The 16,377-nt window shown below is 48.8% G+C and carries 17 protein-coding genes and 1 pseudogene; 4 read left to right on the forward strand and 14 right to left on the reverse strand.

Translation table 11 applies throughout. From position 1 onward, the window contains the following. Positions 1-2 precede the first annotated feature (2 nt). The 10 genes from DL346_RS10025 to DL346_RS10070 all read right to left on the reverse strand — a co-directional run bounded on the left by DL346_RS10025 (position 3) and on the right by DL346_RS10070 (position 8,793). Complete coding sequence (locus DL346_RS10025; protein WP_112882000.1) at positions 3-689, reverse strand: orotidine 5'-phosphate decarboxylase / HUMPS family protein; 687 nt, start codon at positions 687-689, stop codon at positions 3-5. A gap of 19 nt (positions 690-708) precedes the next feature. Beyond that, positions 709-1,749: a zinc-binding dehydrogenase gene (locus DL346_RS10030; RefSeq protein WP_112882001.1), complete on the reverse strand. Its 1,041-nt coding sequence runs from the start codon at positions 1,747-1,749 to the stop codon at positions 709-711. 48 nt (positions 1,750-1,797) lie between these two features. After that, the gene (locus DL346_RS10035) at positions 1,798-2,637 is read right to left on the reverse strand and encodes an MBL fold metallo-hydrolase (protein ID WP_112882002.1); all 840 of its coding nucleotides are present in this window, start codon (positions 2,635-2,637) and stop codon (positions 1,798-1,800) included. A 129-nt stretch (positions 2,638-2,766) separates the two neighbouring features. Continuing rightward, entirely contained in the window at positions 2,767-3,630 is an 864-nt protein-coding gene (gene sigJ / locus DL346_RS10040; protein ID WP_112882003.1) for an RNA polymerase sigma factor SigJ, read from the reverse strand. Positions 3,631-3,721: 91 nt separating this feature from the next. Further along, positions 3,722-4,333 (reverse strand): flavin reductase family protein, encoded by a 612-nt coding sequence (locus DL346_RS10045; protein WP_112882004.1) that lies wholly within the window; start codon positions 4,331-4,333, stop codon positions 3,722-3,724. Positions 4,334-4,346: 13 nt separating this feature from the next. Then, complete coding sequence (locus DL346_RS10050) at positions 4,347-4,958, reverse strand: alpha/beta hydrolase (RefSeq protein WP_112883050.1); 612 nt, start codon at positions 4,956-4,958, stop codon at positions 4,347-4,349. Continuing rightward, positions 4,958-5,905 (reverse strand): ring-cleaving dioxygenase, encoded by a 948-nt coding sequence (locus DL346_RS10055; RefSeq protein WP_112882005.1) that lies wholly within the window; start codon positions 5,903-5,905, stop codon positions 4,958-4,960. The genes DL346_RS10050 and DL346_RS10055 overlap by 1 nt, the downstream gene beginning before the upstream one ends. Before the next feature lie 233 nt (positions 5,906-6,138). Beyond that, positions 6,139-6,900, reverse strand: coding sequence for an SDR family oxidoreductase (locus DL346_RS10060; protein ID WP_112882006.1), 762 nt, complete (start codon positions 6,898-6,900; stop codon positions 6,139-6,141). Between the two features lie 76 nt (positions 6,901-6,976). Beyond that, entirely contained in the window at positions 6,977-7,909 is a 933-nt protein-coding gene (locus tag DL346_RS10065) for an ABC transporter permease (protein ID WP_112882007.1), read from the reverse strand. Beyond that, positions 7,906-8,793, reverse strand: a complete 888-nt coding sequence (locus DL346_RS10070; RefSeq protein ID WP_112882008.1) for an ABC transporter permease subunit — start codon at positions 8,791-8,793, stop codon at positions 7,906-7,908. Before DL346_RS10070 ends, DL346_RS10065 begins: the two co-directional genes overlap by 4 nt. Positions 8,794-8,955: 162 nt before the next feature. Between DL346_RS10070 and DL346_RS10075 the strand changes: the two genes are divergently transcribed. The 4 genes from DL346_RS10075 to DL346_RS10090 all read left to right on the forward strand — a co-directional run bounded on the left by DL346_RS10075 (position 8,956) and on the right by DL346_RS10090 (position 13,164). Beyond that, positions 8,956-10,428, forward strand: a complete 1,473-nt coding sequence (locus tag DL346_RS10075; RefSeq protein ID WP_112882009.1) for a spore germination protein — start codon at positions 8,956-8,958, stop codon at positions 10,426-10,428. A 26-nt stretch (positions 10,429-10,454) separates the two neighbouring features. Then, positions 10,455-11,513 (forward strand): Ger(x)C family spore germination protein, encoded by a 1,059-nt coding sequence (locus tag DL346_RS10080; RefSeq protein WP_112882010.1) that lies wholly within the window; start codon positions 10,455-10,457, stop codon positions 11,511-11,513. Further along, positions 11,513-12,604: a GerAB/ArcD/ProY family transporter gene (locus DL346_RS10085; protein ID WP_112882011.1), complete on the forward strand. Its 1,092-nt coding sequence runs from the start codon at positions 11,513-11,515 to the stop codon at positions 12,602-12,604. Before DL346_RS10080 ends, DL346_RS10085 begins: the two co-directional genes overlap by 1 nt. Positions 12,605-12,684: 80 nt before the next feature. Beyond that, a complete protein-coding gene (locus tag DL346_RS10090) occupies positions 12,685-13,164 on the forward strand; it encodes a carboxymuconolactone decarboxylase family protein (protein WP_112882012.1) in 480 nt (159 codons plus the stop codon). Between the two features lie 65 nt (positions 13,165-13,229). On the opposite strand, the pseudogene DL346_RS10095 reads toward DL346_RS10090, so the two are convergent. The 4 genes and pseudogenes from DL346_RS10095 to DL346_RS10110 all read right to left on the reverse strand — a co-directional run bounded on the left by DL346_RS10095 (position 13,230) and on the right by DL346_RS10110 (position 16,192). Next, positions 13,230-13,881: pseudogene (locus DL346_RS10095) on the reverse strand (amino acid ABC transporter permease). Positions 13,882-13,892: 11 nt separating this feature from the next. After that, positions 13,893-14,546, reverse strand: a complete 654-nt coding sequence (locus tag DL346_RS10100; protein ID WP_112882013.1) for an amino acid ABC transporter permease — start codon at positions 14,544-14,546, stop codon at positions 13,893-13,895. Positions 14,547-14,582: 36 nt separating this feature from the next. Further along, positions 14,583-15,419, reverse strand: a complete 837-nt coding sequence (locus DL346_RS10105; protein ID WP_112882014.1) for a transporter substrate-binding domain-containing protein — start codon at positions 15,417-15,419, stop codon at positions 14,583-14,585. Between the two features lie 44 nt (positions 15,420-15,463). Next, entirely contained in the window at positions 15,464-16,192 is a 729-nt protein-coding gene (locus DL346_RS10110; RefSeq protein WP_112882015.1) for an amino acid ABC transporter ATP-binding protein, read from the reverse strand. Positions 16,193-16,377 lie beyond the last annotated feature (185 nt).

Consider the following 16,377-nt stretch of genomic DNA (forward strand, 5'->3'; position numbering starts at 1 on the left):
TGTCACCTCTCGACCTTGTTCGCTTTAACGCGGGTCACGAATTGCTGCAGAATGCCTTTCAATTGCTCGCGGTCCGAGCTTGGTTTAAACTCCTGCTTATCGATAACGAGCGGAGCGCCGATAACGACTAATGGCGCGCCATGCTTCGGCATATCTGCAGCTTGATCGATGGAAAGTCCGCCAACTGCCTGTACGGGAACATTCACCGCCCCTACTACGGCTGCCAAATGATCATATGGCGTACGTTCCTTATCTTCGCCCCGCTCATCGAATCCGGTATGGACGATGATGTAGTCGACCCCGTTCGCTTCCAGCATTTTGGCGCAAGCTACAGGATCCGGCGAAGCCATAATATCGCCCATGACCTTGATCCCGTAATCGCGGGCTGCTTTCACTACCGCGCGAATCGTGGCTTGATGCGCCACACCCATGACGACAACGTGAGTAGCACCGGCCTTCGCCATCATTTCGGCCTCAAGGTAGCCGCCATCCATCGTTTTCAAATCGGCCACGATCGGGTGATGCGGGAATGCTTTGCGGAGCGCCGCAACCGCATGCAGTCCTTCCCCCAGCAACAGCGGCGTCCCGGCTTCGATCCAATCCACGCCTGCCTCCACGGCAACCTCGGCCATTTCCAACGCATCCTTAATCGTCGTTAAATCCAATGAGATCTGCACAATCGGTTCCATAGTCCTATCTACTCCCTCTCTATGATTGTTGAGGTAAAATGATAGATTTGGCGTGCTGTAAAGAATCCATCTCGTCAAAAGCCGCTTTCCAATCGTCGATGCCATAACATTTGGCCATCGGCAGCGGGTTGATTTCACCTTTTGCCATCATCAGAAGCACTTTTTCCCACATCGGATAGTTATGGCTGAAGGAACCTTGCAAACGGGCCGCTTTCTGAATTAACGGATCGAGCGAAAATCCGACAGGTGCCGGACCCCAGCCGATCTTCGTAATTTGTCCGTTCGGTCGAACGGCATCTATGCTTTGCTTCAATGTAGCGGATACGCCTACCGCGTCAAGGATGAGATCGGGTCCAAATCCGTCGCCGTACGAGAGCAGTTCGCTTACAACGTCTCTGCCTTCGGCTTCGATGACTTCATCTGCGCCGAATTGCAACGCGACCTCAAGACGCTTCTTGTCGCGGGCTGTACCGACAACCGTAAGGCGTCCCGGAGAAAATAGCTTGGCGATCTGCACGCACATGAGTCCGATTGGGCCAGGACCGAATACGACAACATAATCGCCTGGGCGAATGCGCGAATGATGAGATACGGCGTTATAGGCAACGCATGCCGGCTCCGTTAGCGCAGCCATCTCGAACGGAATGCCGTCCGGTACATGGTGCACGATCGCTTCTCTCGTTTTGACGAATTGGGCCATAGCGCCGTCTTCCAGCACGCCGAAGCCTCTGCGTGTCGGGCATAGATTGTATTGGCCGGTACGGCAGTAAATGCAGGTTTCGCAAATGTAGGCCGGCGTTTCGCTGACAACGCGATCCCCTGCTTTGAATGCGGTTACGAGCGAGCCGACTTTTTCGACCACGCCGGCATATTCATGACCAAGCGTAACCGGCCGTTTGACCGGGAAGCCTTGGGAATCATGGTACATATGTAAGTCGCTGCCGCATACGCCGGCGGCTTGCACGCGAATCAACACATCTTTCGGTCCCAATTCAGGGACCGGCACTTCACGGACTTCGACTCTACCGGGTCCGGCTTCGTAATTGACAATCGCCTTCACTTCGTAACCGCCTCCACTATTAATTTTTACTATCTTTTTCTTTATTCACTATTTCAGCGCGCGGCCGGATATGTACACGTACCTTTCGAATCGCGCCATGACATGGCTTTTCTGCGTTGGGTAATTCTCGTACAAATAATCGATGAAATGGCCTGGGTGCTCCGTGTTGCCGTCGAACATGTCGTAATGCGCCGGAATGACCGTATCAATGCCGGCTGCGACCGCAAACTCGGCAGCTTCACGGAAGTTCATGTTGCCGACAATATTACGAGCTAGCCGGAAAGGATCGCGGCCGTTAATCGGCAAAAGCGCGCAGTCGACGTTTTCTGCTTTCACGGCCTCGATCAGTCCTGGATAAATCGTCGTATCGCCCGCATGATAGAACGTCACTCCGTTCAGGTTAAGCACATAGCCGACGAACCGGTGGTCGAGCTCCGGATCATACTCCAGCTCTTCATGCGCCGCAGGAATCGGCTTGCAGCGAAACCCTTTCAGCTCCTGCCATTCGCCTGTCTTTGCATGCTTGCGCCGTTCCGAAGGCACTCCGTATTCGGCGAGAGCGTCGAGGCAATGCCCTGGCGCCATGAACACCGTATCGCTGTTGATCTTCGCCATCCATGGAATCGTATCCGGATCCAGATGATCGATATGCTCGTGAGTGATCAGCACGCAATCGGCGTTTGCCGCCTGCTCCGGCCGGAAAGGCGGCTCAAATCGCCGATATGGGGCATTGGCCAGATACGGATCAATATAAACGATCGTATCGCCCCCTTTAACGACGACGCTGACCTGCCCGAGAAACCAGATGGCAAGCATGCCATAAGGAACACGGGTTTCGTTGATTTCACGGATTAGTGCCTCGCCTGTTCTTACAATAGGGTTACTCATTTACTTCCTCCTTCTAACAATCGGCTTCTAGTATTAATTCCATTCGCGCTACTATATTTCCTTTTCTTTCTTTATGAGAATGCAGAACAGGCTGCCGATCGAGTCGGCAGCCTGTTATCTTTGCGGTATCTATCCATTTACATGCTTGAGTTTATCTGGGTTTCTGACAAAGTAAAGGTTGAGAATTCGGTTGCCCTCGACATGCAGCATCCCTACCGTATGAATCCCCTCGCTGGAACGAATAATCAAACTCGGTTGCCCGTTCAATTGCACCATTTCGATCATCACAGCGCCATTAATCGTAGCCAAATTACGAACCGGACCGAGAAGAAAGCGCGCAACTGCATCTCGCTTCTCGATGGGATCCACGGCGGCAGGCACTTTGCCTCCCCCATCCGAGACCGATACAACATTTGGATCAAGCAACGATAAGATTTGATCCATATTCCCTTGTTTAAGCGCTTCTAAAAAGCCCCGAACCCACTCTTGGCTGGCTGTTTCGGTATGAACGATCTCTTCGGCGTCAAGTCCCATCTTTGAACTAGCGCGGCTGAATAGCTTACGGCAATTGACTTCGCTTTTCTCCGTAAACCGGGCAATCTCTTGATATTCAAAGCCGAGCGCCTCGCGAAGAACGAAGACAACCCGTTCAGAGGACGACAGCCGCTCCAATAGAACGAGCATGGCATAAGACAAGAGATCATCGTTTACAACGGCATCCATCGAATCGGTATAATGGCTGATAAATGGCTCAGGAAGCCATTCCCCGTAATATTGCTCCCGCTTCTTGCGAGCCGCTTTTTGCAAGTCCCGGCAACGATTCGTGACCATTTTGCATAGATAGGCTTTGGGCTCGGCAAGCTTCTCCGGAGGTACATCATAGATTTTCAGAAAAACATCCTGAACGACATCCTCCGCATCGGAAACGGAGCCGGTAAGCTGATAAGCAAGCTTAAACAACAATCCTTTATATTGGGTATACATCTCTTGCATTTATTCACATCCACTCTTATCTATTTTCTCTCTATGATAGTTATAGCGGAACGAAAAAAAGGAGCTGCTGTCGCCGGCTCCAAGAGGTGCTTTACAGCGGTCGGTCTAAGGAAAACTGCTCTCCTAATGCAGCGTAATGATTGCCTGCCATGCGGCTAACCGGGTTCAGCTTATCAGCTAAAATGTGGCCCTTGTCAAAGATTTCATCCGCGAAATGAAAACGAACGACGCGTCCGATCAACAAATCGCAAGCCGCTTCTTTCTCATTCCCGCCGAGACTGATCGATCGTTCAAGCACGCATTCCATTCTGATCTTCGCTTCCATGATGCCCGGAACGGTGATAGCATCGCTAGCTACGGGGGTAAGTCCTGCGCTTTCAAGCTCGCTTACATTCGGCGGCAAGCTGGCCGCTGCTTGATTCGCTGCTCGAACATTGGACTCATCCACGATATGAACCACGAATGCCCCGGCGTCATTCGCATTTCTTGCCGTATCTTTCATGACACCCTGTTTGCGTTGAACCGATATGGAGATCATAGGCGGTTGGCTGGCTACAATAGAAAAGTAACTGAAAGGAGCGGCATTCAATACGCCATCTTTCGAAAGCGAAGTAACAAGAGCGATTGGTCTGGGAACAATGCTGCCGATTAGTAATTTATAGTTTTCCCGATCGGTTTGGTTCGCTGGATCGATAACGATCATTCCCCTGTCCTCCTTATTTTTTAATGTGCTCGTTATACCAATCAGCCGCTGCCTTCATTTCTGTTCCCGTTAATTTATGACCGTTGTATTCCCAGTGTAAAGTGACTGAAGCTCCTGCTCCTTGGAGCAGCTCTGCCAGTTCTTCCGTTTCCTGAGGAGAACAGATGGGATCATTGCGCCCGGCACCGATAAAAATCGGTGTTGCCATTAATTTCGGAAGCTCGATGCCCCGGCGAGGAACCATCGGATGATGCAGAATGGCTCCCCTAAGCGAATGTTGAATGTGAAACAATAAACTTCCGGCAATGTTGGCGCCGTTGGAGTAACCGATGGCAATCACATTATCTCGATCAAATTCATATTCGGTTGAAGCTTTGTCAACAAATTCATGCAGCTCATGCGTTCTGACTATCAAATCCGCTTCATCAAATACGCCTTCGGCCAATCTTCTGAAGAATCTCGGCATGCCGTTTTCAAGTATATTGCCCCGAACGCTCAGAACAGAGGCGGAAGCATCCATTCGCGCAGCAAGAGGCAGCAGATCTTCTTCCGTTCCGCCGGTTCCGTGAAGAAGCAGCAATGTTGGCGCTGCCGGGTCGCTTCCTTTCTGGAAAATATGCTTCATCATAAATCTTCCTCCAATACGCGGATTTCAAGCGGCGGCAAGCCTTGCTTGATTTGTTCCCGATTAGGTTCGAACCAATTCGGCAGCATGAGTTTCCCGCCCAATGATTCAAACGGCTCATCACGCTCAAATCCTGGAGAGTCCGTTGCAATTTCAAACAAAATCCCCCCGGCTTCCCTGAAGTAAATGGCGGTGAAGTATTGCCGATCGGCAATTGGGGTCGGTTGAAACCCTTGCTCGGTCACGAAACTTCTCCAATTCTCCTGATCTTCAGTATCTTTGGTCCGCCATGCGATATGGTGTACGGTGCCGGAACCGCCGTGACCCCTGTCCATGACCGCAGCATTGACATCGACTAAGTTGCCAAGCTCTCCTGGCGCTCTAAAGCGGACCAAGCCTTGATCTTCACCCATTCGTTCAAGCCCCAAGACATGCTCTAAAGTGCGCATTGTTTTTTCCGGCGCCATGCTATATAGCACAGCTCCGCCAAAGCCTTTGATGGCTTTATCGGCCGGTACTCCACCGAAGGACCACTTGCTATTCGGGCCTTGTTCGCGCGCTACGATCTCCAGCTGTAATCCGTCACGATCTTTGAATTGAAGATAGGTTTCCTCGAATCGTTGGATACGCTCAAATGAAATCGAGAATTTGGTTAATCTCTCTTCCCAAAATGGCAGAGCATCTTGAGGCACCACAAATGTCGAAAATCCAACTTGTCCGCCGCCGATAAGCCCTTTTCTGCCGTTTTCAAACGGGAAGAACGTAATTGCCGTACCCGGACTTCCTACTTCATTACCGAAATACAAGTGGTACACTTCCGGAGCATCGAAGTTAATCGTCTTTTTCACAAGACGCAGTCCCAAAACACCGGCGTAATAATCGGCAGTTGCCTGTGCGTTTCTTACAAATGCGGTGATGTGATGAATTCCTGCTGTTTGTTTTGTCATGACCGACAGCCTCCTTTGATAAATTAGTTTATTTTGTGGAGCTTTAACATGTTCTAATCGCATCTATTAAGCTATTTCAAATTTATAAATCTTAAATTTAAGATAATTGAAATATACACCCGCGGTTCAAAAAACACAACACTTATTTTTTTAAAGTTAATTTAAAAAAGAAAGGGTTCCCACAACGCCGGTTCCCCTCTCTTTTCACGGAGTGTATCGCTTTAGCTCATTATTTATACCTGCTTTACGGACTGACCGAGCCAATCCTCAAAGCGAGTTGAGGTAACGCGTGCGTCGCCATCGCTTGGAACGAGAGATTGATCATTCACCGCTACTGAAGCGAAGTAGAGCGCGTTTTCGTCGGTGACCACTTGGCGCTTGTCCCCCGTTGCGCTTAAGAAATGTCGAGCGAGTTCGTCGAGGCGGATCTGATCTGGACCAGCCACCTCGACCATGCCATTCACTGGTTCCCCGATTGTGCAGTCGGCCACCGCTGCAGCTACATCATCCGCAGCCATTGGCTGCGTGAGCGCGGAAGGCAACCGTACGGTATCCCCTTCAGTAGCCACATAGGCGATGCTGCCGACAAACTCGAAGAACTGCGTCGCGCGGACGATCGTGTAAGGAATCTTGGAAGACTTGATTAGCTCTTCTTGCGCCATTTTCGCGCGGAAATAACCGCTTTGGAGAAGGCGGTCAGTACCGACGACCGATAGTGCAACGTGATGATTAACTCCAGCGGCTGCTTCCGCAGCAAGGAGATTACGAGTCGATGTCTCGAAGAACTCCATAACCGCCTGATCTTCAAACGAAGGCGGGCTTGTCACATCAACGACAACCTGCGCGCCGCGAATGGCTTCAGCTAAACCTTCACCGGTAATGCTATTGACGCCCAAAGATGGGGATGCTGCCACTACCTCATGACCAAGCTGACGCAGGTTGTTTACAAGTTTTTTTCCGATAAGCCCGCTGCCGCCAATAACGGTAATTTTCATGTTCATTCCTCCTAGTTTTATAAATCAGGGCATGTACACTATAAAGACAATTAGCGATCGCTATCTGTGACATCGGTTAGATATGCGAGAACTTGGAAAACCTCCGCTTGAACATCGACTCTAGCCCAAGCGAGATCATGTGGAACCCGAGAATGAACACGGTATAGACGAGCAGCGGAATGAACAGCAGCCATTGGTGATTGACCAAATTGCTGAGGGCTTGCCCGATTAGTCCGCTCCATTCGTTCGTGCGGCTCACATATTCGGGCGGCTCTGGCCACGGGTTGTTGTACACTAACGTTCCCCCCACGAATATATTGAAAATCGCCAGCTGTCCGAACAAGCCCAGGATCAATACGATCTCTTGCACGAACAGGATAAGGAAGCTTTCCTGCAAGTGCGGAATGAGATGCCTCCGGATAATCGTCCAATGGCTTGCTCCGATCGACTTCGAAGAAAGCACGAATTGCTTGTCTCGAAGTACAATCGTTTTCTCCTTCACCGTCGATGCGACCGTCGGAATTCCGACAAGCGCCGCTACGACGGAAAGAATGAGTGCCAACTTAAAAGGAGAAGCCTCAGGATTCATGGAAATGCCGATCATGATCATCCAAACGATGATTAAGGTCGGGATGCCGTTTAATGCGTTCCATATGGGGAGGCGGTCTGCCCGCGACGGCTTGCTTTTGCTCAGATAGCCAAGCAGCAGACCAATCGCGCCTCCGATCACGATCCGGACTACGGCAACCGAAATTGTTGCGATAATGGTATACTTCCCTCCGGCGATTAGCTTAGCCATTAAATCGTACCCGTATTTGTCCGTTCCGAATGGATTGCTTGCAGACGGTGGATATGGCGGAGCAAGAAGCACGCTATCGCCATTCTCGTCGATCTGGTAATCGACCTCGACATGCTCGCTTAGACCATGGGGAGCGACAAATTGACCGAAGAAAGCAGCAACCATCATCAAAAGCGTGATAATCAAGCCAGCCGTCAATATTTTATTCATCGCGTGAACACCTTCTCCCAGCCGAAAATCAATGCTCTCAATAAGGTAAATACAATGGCATAAAGCAGCAGCAGCGTGAAAATGCCGTTCACGACCAAGTTATACTGGTAGCCTTCGAACGCATAGGCGTTGGAGAATACGAGCAACGTCACGCCGTTCAAATGATATAAATATTCAAAAATGAATAAATTCCCGAACAGGATTCCCATGAACTTATGCAAATCCGCTTTGACGAAGGGCAGCACGTTGGGCAGCGCATGATAGAAAATAATGTAGCGTTTTCCAAGCCCCCGGGCTTTTGCGAAGCTGATATAATCTTCCGTCAACGCTTGGCTCATGTGCAGCGCGACGTTGCGGATCATATAGATGGCCGGAATGATGACGGACGAGATCAACGGAAGCGCGACAGCCGGATCATCCGTCGAGAAGCTCGCGATCTGGAAGACGACGAGTCCGGTTTCGTCCGCAATGATGACGATCAGAAACTGCAAGAGCAGAACGATGACGAAATCCGGCAGCACGCCCAACAGTTCCAGCAGGCTCTTCAGCCAACGCGCGCGAGTAACCGCAAAATAGACGCCTAGCAACATGCCGATCGTCATGCCGATGGAAGCACCGATGATCACGTAAGAGAACGTAACGGCAAAGCTGCTTCCGATTTGCTCCATGAACGAGTGCTCGGTTTTGCCGGCCAAATACAAGAACGATTGGCCGTTTGCGAGACCATCGAAATAACTGCCGAGACGTGAAAGGCCCTCCCACCAATAGAATTGCAGTGAACCGTCCATGGGGCTTGGCTGCAGAACGGCGGGAACCATGGCAAAAACGAGTATGAACAACAAAATGCCAACGAAAATCGATGTATACTGAGCTGCTTTTATCATAAATGGAACCCCTTCTTGTTACGATGATCATTAAGTAAACGATCGACAAGGCTCATCTGTGACATCAATTTCGACATTTTGTCATGTAAAATATAGGGTATAACTTCGACGTCCGGAACCATAATAAGACGAGTTATTTTTCTTAGACAGGTGGTACGTCGTATGCTCCAAAATCTGCATCAGGCTCTAAAAGAGAGCATAAAATCAAACGATTTTCTGCAAACAACCCTACATGTCAAAGATAAACGTATTCATCTGACTTACTATAAATCGCTTATCAACCATGAACAATTGCACCATGATTTACTCTCTTATATTCAAATCTCGAATTGCGAAATCAATCATTTGCATGAAATAAAAACCTTGATTCCCTTGGAAGGAACCATGGTTTCTTCAAACCTGCAAGAAATTGTACAAAGCTTGACTCACGGTTCCATCTTTCTTCAACTGGATCCCCATCTAAATGAAGGACTTATCGTGAACATCGCGGATCCACAACTCGGCCATCGCGATCATAATGATACCGAAAATGAATACAGCGTCATCGGCCCGAAAGTCGGTTTTGTCGAAAATATTGATACCAACATGACTTTACTTCGAAGAGGGCTTGTAAGCGAAAAACTTATCTATGAGGAAATCATCGTCGGTTCTCTTTCAAAAACGAGAATCGTAATCGCTTATTTAGAGGGGATTGCCAACCATCAGCATGTGAATACGGCAAGGCAGAGGCTCTCGGATCTCGATTTTGACGTGGTGTTCGAAACTTCTCTTCTGGAACAACTGATAACCGATAACTCGAATTCACCCTTCCCGTTATTTTTATCAAGCGAACGTCTGGACAGAATCATGTATGCGTTGATAAACGGGGAAATAGCTATTATATGCGACGGTTCTCCTTCTATTATTACGGGACCCACGAGCTTATTTAGCTTCTTAATTTCTCCCGAAGATTACTATTTGCCATGGATCATGGGCTCGTTCTTTCGGCTCATTCGTTATTTTGGAATTGCGTTTTCGATTCTGGCTACGTCCATTTATGTTGCGACACTTACCTTTCATTACACCGTCATCCCGAGGGATCTATTAGGTCCGATCATCGAATCCAGAACGAACGTTCCTTTCCCTCCATTGCTTGAAGTCTTGTTCTTGGAAATCACCGTCGAGCTGCTGCGCGAAGCCGGGTCCAGACTGCCTACGAAAGTCAGTCAAACGTTGGGCATTGTGGGCGGTATCATACTTGGACAGGCGGCCGTGGCAGCCGGTTTAACCAGTAATATTTTGCTCATCATCGTGTCCCTTTCGGCACTGGCTTCCTTTACCACGCCGATCTTCAAAATCTCCAACACGATCCGGTTTTTGCGTTTTCCCTTGATTGTGTTGGCATCCTTGTGGGGCGGTTTTGGCATCATGCTTGGGTTAATGTTTATTCTCGGCCATTTATTGCGTCTAAAATCGTTAGGCTCGCCGTATATCGTACCCCTGTTCCCTTTTCGCAGTAACAGTTACAGCGATAGCTTTATCCGCTCATCCTTCTCCTATCTGTCTAACCGGTTTTTTACGACGCGTCCGCGCTCCACAAAAAGATATTCGGTACAGAAAAATAAAGATATCGGCGACGACTACAATAATGAATAAAGACTGTGTTGATTGGAGAATGAAGAATGAAACGGTCTATCTTAGCTCTCTTCTTCTGTTTCCTAGTATCCGGTTGCGTACAAGAGCGGATCATAGACAGGATCAATATCATCCAAAGCTTGGGCGTAGACATCGAAGGAGAGACGTATAAGCTGAGCGCTTCTATTCCAAGCTATATCAAAGCTTCCCCGAAGCAATCCGAATCCTCGATAACCGCGGAGTCAAACATCATGTACGGCGTTTTCACGGCCCTAACGACTAAGTCTTCTCATCCTGTCGAATTGGGACAAATGCGCACGATGGTCATCAGCGATAAATTCGCTCGAGAAGCCATCCCGGAGCTTGCCGACCTCATCAACCGTGAATTCATTAAAAGCAGCAATGCAACTATTGTGATCACCAAACAATCAGCTAACTCGATCATATCCGAAACCTCGAACAAACCGCCTTATTACTTGTCGGAGCTTATCGAACAAAACATGCAGCATGGGAATACGCCGGCGACCAATTATCATTCCTTCGTCAATCAGTATTATGGGGAAGGCCAGGATGTTTATCTGCCCGTTCTCAATCAAGATCAGGGCATATTGCATATGGATGGCGTCTGCGTCTTTAAAGGAGACGATTTAAAGCTTTGGTTAACGGGCGAAGAAGGGCTGTATGTAAAGTTTCTTAACGACAAATCCCTGACAGGCGAATATGACTTCAAGACCGGGCCAAAAGAGATGTATTCGTTTACCATTCTGCGCGGAAAGAGCAAAATAGCCATCTCTAAGAACGGAAAGACAACGATAACCCTTGCATTATCCATCGCGCTTAGAGAAATTCCGAACAACATGAACATTCAGAACAAAGACGATCTGCACGAAGTAAAGAAACAGATCGAAAATCGATTATCAACGGAAATCAAAACATTGCTAGTCCGGTTACAAAAGAACAACGTCGATCCGATCGGCTTCGGAGAGCAATACAGGTGGCAGCATAGAACGTTTAGCGAGAACGAATTTTATGAAAAAACCTATCCGAATCTGGATTTTGAAGTGAAAACGAACATTCTTATTTTAAATGCAGGGGTTGGGCATTAGTGCAGAATCGGGTAAAAGAAAATTACGCGATATCCGGATCCTTTGTCTTTTTCTTAATCGGCGTTCCCCAAGCTGCCGCCGTCATCATGAATTTCCAAAGTCTTGTCATTGGGGATGCCGGTCAAGACGCATGGATATCGATTATCCTTGCGGGGTTGAGCCTGCATCTCATCATCTGGATGGTTTATAAGATGCTCGGTAATCCGGCTAAAGACGTCATTGACATCCATCGATCGATTTTCGGCAAATTCTTGGGCAATGCCGTTTCACTGCTATTAGTCGGATACTATTTTTTAATGGCTCTGTTTTACTTCCGCGCATACATTGAAATCGTTCAAGTGTGGGTTTTTCCAACCTTTAGAACATGGGCTTTGGCAGGGATCTTAATTGGCATGATTTATTATGTCGTATCCGGAGGATTCAGGATTGTTACCGGGTTCAGCTTTTTTTACATGGCTCTGATCCCTATGCTCGCTCTGCTTTACTTACCGTTTCGACAAGGCAATTTCCATTACTTGTTGCCTGTTCTCAATCATTCTTTTATTGAATTGCTTGAAGGCTCGAGGTCTTCCTGTTTCATTTTCTTCGGACTTGAAGCTTTGCTCATTTATTTTCCTTTCTTAAAATTACCCGAAAAAAGCGTAAAATGGGCGCATTTTTCCATTCTTTTCACTACAATCAAATACTTGTTATTAATGATGATCACCCTGATGTATTTTAGTCAGGGACTGCTGAAACATACGCTTTGGCCAACGTTGGCGATGTCGAAAATCATCGAGTTATCCTTCATCGCAAGATTCGAATATATTTATATTTTTATGTGGCTTATGATCATCATCCCGACGGTTTGCATCCCGATTTGGTGCTGCACAAGAATTATGAAAAGAGTTGCCGCGCTTAAACCTCGACTGTCTTTACCTCTCGTACTGGCAGCCCTTTTCATCGTCGCGCTTTCGTTCAAAGAACGAACACAGATCGATGCGCTAGATAAATTTATAAACGAGTTAGGTTTTTATTTCATCTTTGCCTATATCCCGCTCCTTTTTATTATCGCTAGCGTTGCGTTCAAGCTTAAATCCAATGTCAAATAAGGATATGTGTCACAAAATGAATCTCTGCATCGTTATATGTCCGAAAGACAAATTGCTGATGCAGAAGGAGAGATACAGAAATGACACAACGTTTAAATTACATGGCGCAATCCCCGGAGTTCGTTAAGAAGATGATGGAACTCAGCAATGCCGAGAAGAACAGCGCAATCGAAGAGAAGATCCTCCATCTCGTTCATATTCGAGCTTCGCAAATGAACGGGTGCGGGTTCTGCTTGGATATGCACATCAAGCAAGCAAAGATTCATGGCGAGAGCGAGCTTCGACTCTATCATACTTCCATATGGCGGGAATCCAATCTGTTTTCTCCGCGTGAACGAGCTGCTTTGGCATGGACCGAAATCCTTACCAAGCTGCCTGAGAACGGTGTTTCAGACGATATTTATAATCGTGTCCGCGAGCAGTTGTCTGAAAAAGAGATTTCGGACCTTACCTTCTCAGTCATGGCGATCAATGCTTGGAACCGTATTAACGTTGCTTTCAAGAATGTACCGGGCTCCGCTGACGCGGCGTTTGGATTAACCAAAGCCGGATTAAGCTAATCGCCTCGCGAATCGGGGATTGGCAGAACAAAAAAAGAACCCTGCAAAGGGTTCTTTTTTTTGCATCATGATTGCCGGGCCTCCAACCGTTTAGCCACGATAGACAAGGCGTAATTTACACTGAAGTATAGCACAGCGACCAACAACAGAATCGGGAACACGAACCGCGAATCCGGTCCCATGACGATGTTCGCATTGTGCATCAGCTCGGCTAGCGAGATGATGACGGCAAGCGACGTGTCCTTCAGCAGTGAAATAAACTGAGAAACGATCGGCGGAACCATTCTTCGCAAACCGAGCGGGAACACAATGTGCCGCAGCGTCTGCACGTTGGTTAACCCGGAAGAACGCGCAGCTTCGACCAGCCCTTTCTCCACCGAGTTCAACCCGCTTCGCACAATCTCGGAGATCATGGCAGCCTCAAAGGCCGTTAATGCGACGATCGCCGCCCAGAACGGACTGAAACTGATCCCAAGCTCCGGTAAACCGAATCGCGCGAAGAAGATGAGCAGCAGCAGCGGCAGATTACGAAATCGTCTCTACGATTAGGCCGACCGCTTGTGAAAGGATCGGAATCTTCGCATATCGCAGAACGCCAAGCAGGCACCCGAGAATAAAGCTGCACACAATCGCCAGCAGCGCCAACCAAAGCGTCAAGCCGAAGCCCTGCAGCAAAAACTTTAGATTATCAGGCGAATAAGCCCCTAGAAAATCCATAACCGTCCCCCTTAACCACTGCGCGCGAGCCTGCGTTCAAGGCTTCGTGACGCAAGGCTGAGCGGGATCGTCAGTACCAAATAGAATAAAGACACAAACGCATAGCTGCTGACCGTATCATACGTATCGGCGTTCACGATATCCCCGAAATACATCAAATCCATCCCGGCCACCACGCCAAGAATGGAGGAGTTCTTCACGAGATTCAGAAACTGGTTGCAGATCGGCGGAATGACGATCTTGAGCGCTTGCGGCAAGACCACATGCCTCATTGCCTGGATATAGGTGAGCCCAGAAGCTCTGGCTGCCTCCTTTTGACCGATGGGAACGGCTTGTATGCCCGCCCGAATAGCCTCCGCGATATACGAAGAGGTATAAATCATCAGCCCGAGAGTTCCCGATATAAACCCGTTAAAAACAAGCCCCAGCACCGGCAATCCGAGGAAGAACAAGTATACGACTAGCAGCAGCGGGATATTCCGGAAAAATTCCACATATGCGGCACCGATGACATTCAGTATTCGGATCGGCGCGATTCGAAAAACCGCAATCACGATGCCCAATACAAAGCTGCCGACCAGAGCTAGCAAGCTGGCCAATACCGTATTGCGGATCCCTTCGAGATAGAGCTCCCAATTATCGGTAAGGATCGTCCAATCGATCATGACACGGCACCTCCACTCCCATCCGATCGTCTTGAACTACTGTGCCGCAGGCTTCTCCCCGATCCATTGCTCATAGATGCTGTCGTACTCGCCGCTGGACTTTAGTTCCGCTAGAAAATCGTTCACGTAATTGACCAGGGCTTGCTCACCCTTTTTCATGGCAATGCCATACGGTTCATCGGTGAAGATATCGCCTGCTAATTCGTAATTGGGATCTTGCTTGGTCATTCCGTATAGAATGGCGTTATCTGTCGTCAACACTTCTCCTTGGCCGGCTTTCAGCGCCGTAAAAGCTTCCTGGTAGTTCTGATACTGCTGAACCTTCAGGCCCGGCACCTTATCTTCGATATTCTTGATCGAGGTGGCCCCTTTCACGCCAAGCACCTTCGTGTCTTTCGTTACGTCTTCAAGCCCTTTAATCGGACTGCCTTTCTTCACGAGCAGCGACTGGCCGGCCTTGAAGTACACATCCGAGAAATCGACTTCCTCCTTACGTTTCTCCGTAATCGTCATCGTAGCGATGATCATATCGATCTCGCCGTTATTCAGCATTGGGATGCGAGTCTGGGACGTTACTTCTTTCAGCTCCAGCTTGCTTTCGTCACCGAACAGCTTCTTGGCAAGCGCTTTGGCGATGTCGATATCGAAGCCTTCCACTTCCCCCGTACCTGGATCCTTCAGACCGAACAGCTTAGTGTCAAACTTAACACCTGCAACGAGCTTCCCGCGTTCCTTTATTTCGGACAATACGCCTTCTTGCGCAGCGCCGTTGTCGGAATTCCCGCTGCCGTTCCCGCTGTTGCTGCATGCGGCCAGTATCAGCAGCAGCGTCGCCAGTATGAAGCTTAACCCGCCTATTCGTTTCCTTGCCATGATCAATCCTCTCCTTTTCCCTATGTGAAAAATGAATGGCGCCATTAATGACGAAGGAGCCTGCTGAGAAACAGCTGCGCGCGTTCGGCTGCCGGCTGCTCGAAAAATTGACGCGGCTCAGCCTGTTCAACGATGCGGCCTTCGTCCATAAACGCCACTCGATCGGCCACTTCTTTGGCAAAACCCATTTCGTGCGTCACCACAACCATGGTCATGCCTTCCCGAGCGAGTGTCTTCATCACATCCAGTACCTCTCCGATCATCTCGGGATCCAGCGCTGAGGTCGGTTCGTCGAATAGCATAATCTTCGGTTTAAGAGCAAGCCCGCGGGCGATCGCGACCCGCTGCTGCTGGCCGCCTGAGAGCTCTGATGGATAACGGTCCGCTTTTTCCGGGATCCCTACTTTCTCCAGATACAACATAGCCGTTTCCTTCGCTTCTTTCGCCGGCACCCCAAGCGCATGAATTGGAGCTAAGGTGATATTGTCGATCACCTTCATATGCGGATAAAGATTGAAATGCTGAAACACCATGCCGATGTCTCTTCTCACCAGATTGATATCCGTAGATTTGGCCGTCAGGTCGTAGCCGTTAACCGTCAAAGTTCCTTCCGTAATGGTTTCGAGCCGGTTGATACAGCGCAGCATCGTGCTTTTACCGGACCCGGAAGGTCCGACGACCACTACGACTTCTCCGGATTCAATCTGAAGATGGATGTCTTTCAAGACATGAAAGGTACCGAAATACTTGTGTACCCCGCGAAAAGTAATCAATTGCCGTCCCCCTTTTCTTGGAAATCAAACCCTGGTGATGCCCTCCATTACCCAGATTCAACCACTTATTAACGTATTCCGGAACTTTTTGGCATAAATGATTCTAAAGGATGAAATGTATGGGTATATGGAATCTTTTCACAATTAAAAAAAATGTCCCCCGAGGCATTGAAACCTCAAGGGAC

This window comes from Paenibacillus montanisoli (assembly GCF_003268025.1).
In the GTDB taxonomy this organism is placed as follows: domain Bacteria; phylum Bacillota; class Bacilli; order Paenibacillales; family Paenibacillaceae; genus Paenibacillus_Z; species Paenibacillus_Z montanisoli.

Coding starts and splice junctions, on each gene's coding strand:
- DL346_RS10025 (WP_112882000.1), bottom strand. CDS start 689: ATGGAACCGATTGTGCAGATCTCATTGGATTTAACGACGATTAAGGAT.
- DL346_RS10035 (WP_112882002.1), bottom strand. CDS start 2,637: ATGAGTAACCCTATTGTAAGAACAGGCGAGGCACTAATCCGTGAAATC.
- sigJ (WP_112882003.1), bottom strand. CDS start 3,630: ATGCAAGAGATGTATACCCAATATAAAGGATTGTTGTTTAAGCTTGCT.
- DL346_RS10045 (WP_112882004.1), bottom strand. CDS start 4,333: ATGATCGTTATCGATCCAGCGAACCAAACCGATCGGGAAAACTATAAA.
- DL346_RS10050 (WP_112883050.1), bottom strand. CDS start 4,958: ATGAAGCATATTTTCCAGAAAGGAAGCGACCCGGCAGCGCCAACATTG.
- DL346_RS10055 (WP_112882005.1), bottom strand. CDS start 5,905: ATGACAAAACAAACAGCAGGAATTCATCACATCACCGCATTTGTAAGA.
- DL346_RS10060 (WP_112882006.1), bottom strand. CDS start 6,900: ATGAAAATTACCGTTATTGGCGGCAGCGGGCTTATCGGAAAAAAACTT.
- DL346_RS10065 (WP_112882007.1), bottom strand. CDS start 7,909: ATGAATAAAATATTGACGGCTGGCTTGATTATCACGCTTTTGATGATG.
- DL346_RS10070 (WP_112882008.1), bottom strand. CDS start 8,793: ATGATAAAAGCAGCTCAGTATACATCGATTTTCGTTGGCATTTTGTTG.
- DL346_RS10075 (WP_112882009.1), top strand. CDS start 8,956: ATGCTCCAAAATCTGCATCAGGCTCTAAAAGAGAGCATAAAATCAAAC.
- DL346_RS10080 (WP_112882010.1), top strand. CDS start 10,455: ATGAAACGGTCTATCTTAGCTCTCTTCTTCTGTTTCCTAGTATCCGGT.
- DL346_RS10090 (WP_112882012.1), top strand. CDS start 12,685: ATGACACAACGTTTAAATTACATGGCGCAATCCCCGGAGTTCGTTAAG.
- DL346_RS10100 (WP_112882013.1), bottom strand. CDS start 14,546: ATGATCGATTGGACGATCCTTACCGATAATTGGGAGCTCTATCTCGAA.
- DL346_RS10105 (WP_112882014.1), bottom strand. CDS start 15,419: ATGGCAAGGAAACGAATAGGCGGGTTAAGCTTCATACTGGCGACGCTG.